Annotated in this window: 7 protein-coding genes; 3 read left to right on the plus strand and 4 right to left on the minus strand. The window is 63.2% G+C overall.

The features are described 5' to 3' along the window. Positions 1-85: 85 nt before the first annotated feature. Positions 86-1,315, minus strand: coding sequence for an argininosuccinate synthase (locus AC1RWI_RS14865; protein WP_043349357.1), 1,230 nt, complete (start codon positions 1,313-1,315; stop codon positions 86-88). A 189-nt stretch (positions 1,316-1,504) separates the two neighbouring features. Further along, the gene (gene argF, locus AC1RWI_RS14870; protein ID WP_492867186.1) at positions 1,505-2,428 is read right to left on the minus strand and encodes an ornithine carbamoyltransferase; all 924 of its coding nucleotides are present in this window, start codon (positions 2,426-2,428) and stop codon (positions 1,505-1,507) included. A 396-nt stretch (positions 2,429-2,824) separates the two neighbouring features. Here argF and AC1RWI_RS14875 point away from each other — a divergent pair, with 396 nt between their 5' ends. Then, entirely contained in the window at positions 2,825-3,124 is a 300-nt protein-coding gene (locus AC1RWI_RS14875; protein WP_043349364.1) for a DUF3579 domain-containing protein, read from the plus strand. A gap of 254 nt (positions 3,125-3,378) precedes the next feature. On the opposite strand, the gene rpsT is transcribed toward AC1RWI_RS14875, so the two are convergent. Beyond that, complete coding sequence (gene rpsT / locus AC1RWI_RS14880) at positions 3,379-3,645, minus strand: 30S ribosomal protein S20 (protein ID WP_006157537.1); 267 nt, start codon at positions 3,643-3,645, stop codon at positions 3,379-3,381. A gap of 380 nt (positions 3,646-4,025) precedes the next feature. On the opposite strand from rpsT, the gene murJ reads away from it, so the two are divergent. Continuing rightward, on the plus strand, positions 4,026-5,579 hold the full coding sequence (murJ, locus tag AC1RWI_RS14885; RefSeq protein ID WP_043349366.1) for a murein biosynthesis integral membrane protein MurJ: 1,554 nt from the start codon (positions 4,026-4,028) through the stop codon (positions 5,577-5,579). A 235-nt stretch (positions 5,580-5,814) separates the two neighbouring features. Further along, complete coding sequence (locus AC1RWI_RS14890) at positions 5,815-6,663, plus strand: SirB1 family protein (RefSeq protein WP_043349368.1); 849 nt, start codon at positions 5,815-5,817, stop codon at positions 6,661-6,663. 49 nt (positions 6,664-6,712) lie between these two features. Here AC1RWI_RS14890 and AC1RWI_RS14895 read toward each other — a convergent pair whose 3' ends face one another. Further along, positions 6,713-7,339, minus strand: coding sequence for a VTT domain-containing protein (locus AC1RWI_RS14895; protein WP_236702056.1), 627 nt, complete (start codon positions 7,337-7,339; stop codon positions 6,713-6,715). Positions 7,340-7,526 lie beyond the last annotated feature (187 nt).

Consider the following 7,526-nt stretch of genomic DNA (forward strand, 5'->3'; position numbering starts at 1 on the left):
GACTGGATCGGGAATACCGGAGGGCAAGGCGGCGCAAAAAAGGGGCCATGACGGCCCCTCTTCTGTTGCATGCCTGCGGTCTGGCTTACTCGCCGCGCTGGCGGCGAGCGTTTTCGGCGATGCGCATGCGCAGCGCGTTCAGCTTGATGAAGCCGCCGGCATCGGCCTGGTTGTAGGCGCCGCCGTCATCGTCGAAGGTCGCGATGGTCTTGTCGAACAGCGTGTCCTTGGAGTCGCGGGCGACCACGATCACATTGCCCTTGTACAGCTTGACGCGGACCCAGCCATTGACCTTGGCCTGGGTGTGGTCGATCAGCACTTGCAGTGCGCGGCGCTCCGGGCTCCACCAGTAGCCGTTGTAGATCAGGCTGGCGTAGCGCGGCATCAGGTCGTCCTTCAGGTGAGCCACTTCGCGGTCGAGCGTGATCGACTCGATAGCGCGGTGGGCCTTCAGGATGATGGTGCCGCCAGGGGTTTCGTAGCAGCCACGGCTCTTCATGCCGACGTAGCGGTTTTCCACCAGGTCAAGGCGGCCGATGCCGTGCTTGCCGCCCAGGCGGTTCAACTCAGTCAGCACTTCAGCCGGGGTCATGCGCTTGCCGTTCAGGCCAACGATGTCGCCGCCCTCGAACTCGACGTCCAGGTACTCGGCCGCGTCCGGTGCATTCTCCGGCGACACGGTCCAGCGCCACATGTCTTCCTCGGCCTCGGCCTTGGGGTCTTCCAGGTGGCGGCCTTCGAAGGAGATGTGCAGCAGGTTGGCGTCCATCGAGTACGGGGCGCCGCCCTTCTTGTGCTTCATGTCGATGTCGATGCCGGCCTTTTCAGCGTAGGCCAGCAGCTTCTCGCGCGACAACAGGTCCCACTCGCGCCACGGGGCGATGACCTTCACGCCCGGCTCGAGGCCGTAGTAGCCCAGCTCGAAGCGAACCTGGTCGTTGCCCTTGCCGGTAGCGCCGTGCGACACAGCGTCGGCGCCGGTGCTGCGCAGGATCTCGATCTGGCGCTTGGCGATCAGCGGACGCGCGATCGAGGTGCCGAGCAGGTACTCGCCTTCATAGACGGCGTTGGCGCGGAACATCGGGAAGACGAAATCGCGCACGAACTCTTCGCGCAGGTCGTCGATGAAGATGTTTTCCGGCTTGATGCCGAACTTGAGCGCCTTCTGGCGTGCAGGTTCGAGTTCCTCGCCCTGGCCGATGTCGGCGGTAAAGGTGACCACCTCGCACTGATAGGTGTCTTGCAGCCACTTCAGGATCACCGAAGTGTCCAGCCCGCCGGAGTAGGCGAGCACGACTTTCTTGATATCGCTCATGTTCGACTCGATGCGAAAAGTAAGCGCGGCCGGCCACAAAGCCAGTCACGCGAGAAAAAGGAATGCGGAAAGACCGCTATTTTGACACGTCCGCCCCGGCTTGGGCGGCACTTGGCGAGCCGGGCGAGCATGCGGGTACCGGATTGGCGCACCACATGTGCATCAATCGTGGCGCCGGGCCGCCAGCGGTCAGTAGCGCCCGCAGAGCAGGTATTCCATCAGCGCCTTTTGCACATGCAGGCGGTTCTCAGCCTCTTCCCAGACCACACTCTTGGGGCCGTCGATCACGGCGGCCTCGACTTCCTCGCCGCGGTGGGCAGGCAGGCAGTGCATGAACAGGGCATCGTCGCCGGCGCGATCCATCATGGCGGTAGTCACCATCCAGTCCTGGAAGGCGCGCTTGCGGGCGTCGTTCTCGGCCTCGTAGCCCATGCTGGTCCACACGTCGGTGGTGACCAGGTCGGCCCCCTGGCAGGCGGTCAGCGGATCGTCGAACACCTTGACGAGATGAGCAGCCGTTGCCGGCACCATGGCCGGATCGAGCTGATAGCCAGGAGGCGCGGAGAAATGGAACGTGAAGCCGAGGCGCTCTGCCGCCTGGATCCAGGTGTAGGCCATATTGTTGGCGTCACCGATCCATGCGACGGTCTTGCCGCGGATGCTGCCACGCTGCTCGATGTACGTGAAGACATCGGCCAGCACCTGGCAGGGATGGTATTCGTTGGTCAGCCCGTTGATCACCGGCACGCGCGAATGCGCGGCGAAACGCTCGATGATTTCCTGGCCGAAGGTGCGGATCATGATGATGTCGACCATGCGCGAGATCACCTGCGCCGCATCCTCGATCGGCTCGCCGCGCCCCAGCTGGGAGTCGCGGGTATTGAGGAAGACGGCATGGCCACCGAGCTGGTGGATGCCGGCCTCGAACGACAAGCGCGTACGAGTCGAGTTTTTCTCGAAGATCATGGACAGCGTGCGGTCGTGCAACGGATGCCATGTCTCGTAGTTCTTGAACTTGGTCTTCAGAATCCGTGCGCGGTCCAGCAGGTACTCGTACTCGTCGGGAGTCAGGTCGCTGAACTGGAGGTAATGCTTGATCGAAGTTGGGCTCATAAAACAAAGAAGGCGGCTCGGTGGTGGCATGCCGCCATGAAGGGTTCATGACCTGGCCATGCCGCGGAGCCGCCTTTCGCGTCGCTTACGCAATTTAACTGTAAGAATCATAAGGGATTATTGTGGCTTTGGCGAGCATGCGCGGCACCTCGCCCGGCACGGAGGCTTATGCGCGAGTCTTATATAAGATATAATACCGGCTGATTCACGCGGGGCCCGGCATACCCATGCCACCGCCCGCTGCCGGCATCAAAAGTGCCCCCGCCGACACCGGCGCCCCCGCCGCCACGGCCGGAATGAAACGAACTTATTGTTTCCTGGCCGCGTCAAACGGGCTTCCGTTTGGTCAGTCTGGCGGGTTTACCGTCGAGTCACCCGTCTTATCCCCGCAGTCTCATGAATCCCACAGTTCGCGAATACTTCATCCAAGGCATCACCAAGGAAGGCAAGACCTTCCGCCCAAGCGACTGGGCTGAACGACTGTGCGGCGTGATGGCGCAATTCCGCCCCGAAGGCGACACCGGCGACCCCCGCATTACTTACTCACCTTACGTGCGGCCAGTGATAGCTGGCGGATTGAAGAGCGTGGTGGTCGATGCGCGGCTGCGCGACATCGAGCCCAAAGCGCTCGACTTCGTGCTCAACTTCGCCCGCGACAACAACCTGCAACTGGTCGAGGCCTGCTCGCTGGAGTGAGCTCGCACTGAAGAAGCCTCGGCATGGCCGCATGCTAGCCGCACGCACCACCGGGGCAGGCACCAGCCCAAAGTACAAAGCAAAAAAAGCTCGTCGAATGACGAGCTTTTTTATCGGCTGGACTACCGTCAGGCAATCCACCCTGCCGACTGGCAACCTGGCCAGGACCGCGATACGCCGCCGAAGCAGCGCGATCACGCAATGGCCGACAACAGCCGGAGGTGCCTGGCTTGCGCCCGGCACCAGAGCCTATATCAGGCAGCCATCGACTTGATAGCCGACGACAGGCGCGACTTGTGGCGTGCAGCCTTGTTCTTGTGCACGATCTTCTTGTCGGCGATAGCGTCGATGATCGATTGCGAGTTCTTGAAGATCTCGGCAGCAGCAGCCTTGTCGCCGGCTTCGATCGCCTTGCGAACAGCCTTCACTGCGGTACGCAGACGCGAACGCAGGCTGGAGTTGTGGGCGTTCTGGGCGACGGCCTGGCGCGCGCGCTTGCGAGCTTGTGCGGAATTTGCCATTTAAGTAGATTTCCTGAATTCAGATGCGTGCCCGACGGGAGGACGGAGCAAACCGCGGACACAATTAAGTGCACATCAAGCGACCCGGGATGCACTGGCACACGAATCCGGAACGCAACTAGCCTTGTGAATCGGCAATTATACACACAAGAAAAAGCGGCTGGCAAGCCGAGCAACTGCTCATCTCGAGCAGGGCGAAGCAAAGGCCGATATACGTGCATATCCGGGCGCCTGCGGGGCCAAACCGTATAATACGCGCCACACCGGCCCCGCCCTCGCGTGGCCTCGATGCAACTTTGGCGCGCGCCCGGCGTCTGAACCCGGTTCGCACCGGCGGTCCGACCCACGCTGCTGCCGCCACCCCTTGCCGCCGAACCATCTTGAACCTGCTCAAAGCGCTCGCCACCATCAGCAGCCTGACGATGCTGTCGCGCATCACAGGCCTCATCCGCGAGATCCTGATCGCGCGTGCCTTCGGCGCCTCGGACATGACCGACGCCTTCAACGTGGCGTTCCGCATCCCCAACCTGCTGCGCCGGATTTTCGGCGAAGGTGCGTTCTCGCAAGCCTTCGTGCCAATCCTGGGTGAATACCACAGCAAGCGCGGCGAGACCGATACCCGAGCGCTGATCGATGCCGTTGCCACGGTCATGACCTGGGTGCTGATGGGCGTCTCGCTGCTTGGCGTGATCGGCGCGCCGGTGGTCATGATGGTGGTCGCCACGGGCTTTCGCCAGCATGGCGGCGAAACCTATGACGCCGCGGTCTTCATGACGCGCGTGATGTTTCCCTATATCGGGTTGATCTCACTGGTGGCGCTGGCCTCGGGCATCCTGAACACCTGGCGCCGCTTTGCCATGCCGGCCTTCACCCCGGTGCTGCTCAATATCTGCCTGATCATTGCCGCGCTGTTTGTCGGCCCCCATATGGCGCAGCCGATCTACGCGCAGGCCTGGGGCGTGCTGGTGGGCGGCATCCTGCAACTGGCGGTGCAGATTCCGGCGCTCCGGCGCCTGGGGGTGATGCCGCGCCTGCGCTTGAACCTGCGCGCGGCCTGGGCGGAGCCCGGCGTGCGCCGCGTCATGCGGCAGATGGCGCCGGCGCTGCTGGCTGTCTCGGTGGCCCAGATCAGCCTGATCATCAATACCAATATCGCCTCGCGCCTGGCCGCCGGCAGCGTGTCTTACCTGACTTATGCTGACCGCCTGATGGAGTTCCCGACCGCGCTGCTGGGCGTGGCGCTGGGCACCATCTTGCTGCCGAGCCTGTCGAAAGCCAGCGCCGAGGAAAACCGGGCCGAATACTCCGGGCTGCTGGACTGGGGCCTGCGCCTGACCTTCCTGCTGGCCGTGCCGTGCGCGGTCGGGCTGTTCGTGTTCGGCGCGCCGCTCACGGCGGTACTGTTCAACTATGGCAAGTTCGACGCCCATGCGGTGGAAATGACCCGCCAGGCGCTGGTCTCCTACGGCATCGGCCTGCTGGGACTGATCCTGATCAAGATCCTGGCGCCGGGCTTCTATGCCCGCCAGGACATCCGCACACCGGTCAAGATCGCCCTGCTGGTGCTGGTGATCACGCAGTTGTCCAACTACGTCTTCGTGCCGCGCTTTGGCCATGCGGGCCTGGCGCTGTCGATCAGCTTCGGTGCCACCGTCAACGCGCTATTGCTGTTCCTGGGCCTGCGCAAGCGCGGCTTTTACTCGCCGGCCAAGGGCTGGTGGCTGTTCCTGGCACAGTTGCTGACCGCCGTAACGCTGCTGGCGGGCATGCTGTTGTGGTTCGCCCGCAACTTCGACTGGGTCGCCCTGGGTGCCACGCCATTGTTGCGTATCGCCCTGCTGGCCTCGTGCCTGGTACTTGCGGCAGTCGTCTACTTCGGTACACTGTGGCTCATGGGGCTGAGATACTCCGCGTTCAAGCGGAGAGCCGGCTAACAAGCCCCCGCCTGCCAAACCTGCCCTTTTCGCCAGTGCCAGACGGCATCGGCCAGGGGTCGCGGCAGCGCGCGGTGCAGGGTCAAGGCTACTGAGGTTGTGTCAGAATGAGACGAAGCGGTTCTGCCCAGGCGCGCGACCGCGGACGGTACCAACACCCTACCGTTCGGGAACGCACGCCACGCCGCCAGCATTCATCTGGAACAGCCGCCAGGCCGCATTCAGGAACGCCGCAATGACAACCACGAAAGTCCTGGAATACTTTGCCAGTCTCGTGGCAGACGAGAACGGTATCCCGCTGACAGAGACCGTGCTCTCGATCGCCCAGGATGCCTATCCGGACCTGGACCTGCAGGCCGAGCTCGCAGCGCTCGACATGCTCGCGGTACGCCTGAAACGCCGCGTCGCCGAAGGTACGCCGGCCATTCAGCGCATGCGTCTGCTCAATCATTTCTTTTACCGCGACCTGGGCTTCGGCGCCAACGCGAACGATTACTACGACCCCGACAACTCATACCTGAACGTCGTGCTCAAGCAGCGGCGCGGCATCCCGATTTCGCTGGCGGTACTCTATATGGAACTGGGCCAGCACATTGGGCTGCCGCTCAAGGGCGTGTCCTTCCCCAACCATTTCCTGGTGCGGATGTCGATTCCGGCCGGCGAGGTGGTGGTGGACCCGCTCACCGGCGAGACCTTGTCAAAGGAACAGTTGCAGGACATGCTCGATCCGCACCTGGAGCGCGAGGGCATCGCGGATCCCAACGAGGTGCCGCTGGGCCTGTTCCTGCAGGTGGCCAGCCACCGCGAGATCGTGGCGCGCATGCTGCGCAATCTCAAGTCGATTTATCTGCAGGAGTCGCGCTGGCAGCGATTGCTGGCGGTGCAGAACCGCCTGGTGATCCTGCTGCCCGGCTCGATCGAGGAGGTGCGCGACCGCGGGCTGGCGTATGCCAACCTGGAGTGCTTCCGCCCGGCGCTGGCCGACCTGGAAGCCTATGTGATGGCGCGCCCGGATGCGGCCGACACCACGCAGATCCGCGACCGCATGCCGGCGCTGCGCATGATGAGCCGCAGCGTAAGCTGAAAGTGAGCTGAAACTCAGGCGGGGCAGGCCAATGCCTGCCCACGCTGGCTCAGGAAGGACGGCGCTTGCCGCCCCGCACGAGCTTCCACAGGCCACCCAGCACCAGCGGCACCACGGCCGCGCCGATGCCCGCCAGCACGATCAGGTTCAGGTACTGCTTGATGAACGGCAGGTTGCCGAAGAAGTAGCCGGCAAACACCAGGCCCAGCACCCAGGCCGCCGCGCCGATCACGTTGAACAGTTGGAACTTGGCGAAAGTCATCTGCGACACGCCGGCCACGAACGGCGCGAAGGTACGCACGATCGGCAGGAAACGGGCCATCACCAGCATCTTGCCGCCATGGCGCTCGTAGAAATCGTGCGTCTTGCGCAGCGCCTGCTGGTCCAGGAAGCGCCAATGGCCATCGAACACTTTCGGCCCGACCCAGCTGCCGACAAAGTAGTTGACCGTATTGCCGCCGGTCGCGGCCACCAGCAGCAGGCCGACCAGCGCCCATTCATTCATGGCGTGCGTGGCGCAGAAGGCGCCGGCGATAAACAACAGGGAATCGCCCGGGAGAAAAGGCAGCACCACAAGCCCGGTCTCAGCGAACACGATGGCAAAGAGGATGGCGTAGACCCACGCACCGTAGTTCTGGATGACGGTGCCTAGGTATTTGTCGACGTGCAGCAGCATGTCGATGAACTGCAATGCAATATCCAATTCGATCCCCGTTCGATAATTTGCCGACATCATACAAGACCGGACAGGCGCCAAAGTCACCTTGCCCAGCCACTTTTCATCCATCGCGCGCCCATGGGCCAGGCGGCGCACCCACGTATAATTCCGCCCATGCCTGCCCAAGCCCCGCACCCCGCCCAGC

It is taken from the genome of Cupriavidus sp. MPR-AND1C (genome assembly GCF_058809705.1).

What these genes read in the sequence shown, in the direction of transcription:
- AC1RWI_RS14890 (WP_043349368.1), top strand. Translation starts at nt 5,815, where the DNA reads ATGACAACCACGAAAGTCCTGGAATACTTTGCCAGTCTCGTGGCAGAC.
- argF (WP_492867186.1), bottom strand. Translation starts at nt 2,428, where the DNA reads ATGAGCCCAACTTCGATCAAGCATTACCTCCAGTTCAGCGACCTGACT.
- AC1RWI_RS14875 (WP_043349364.1), top strand. Translation starts at nt 2,825, where the DNA reads ATGAATCCCACAGTTCGCGAATACTTCATCCAAGGCATCACCAAGGAA.
- rpsT (WP_006157537.1), bottom strand. Translation starts at nt 3,645, where the DNA reads ATGGCAAATTCCGCACAAGCTCGCAAGCGCGCGCGCCAGGCCGTCGCC.
- AC1RWI_RS14865 (WP_043349357.1), bottom strand. Translation starts at nt 1,315, where the DNA reads ATGAGCGATATCAAGAAAGTCGTGCTCGCCTACTCCGGCGGGCTGGAC.
- AC1RWI_RS14895 (WP_236702056.1), bottom strand. Translation starts at nt 7,339, where the DNA reads ATGCTGCTGCACGTCGACAAATACCTAGGCACCGTCATCCAGAACTAC.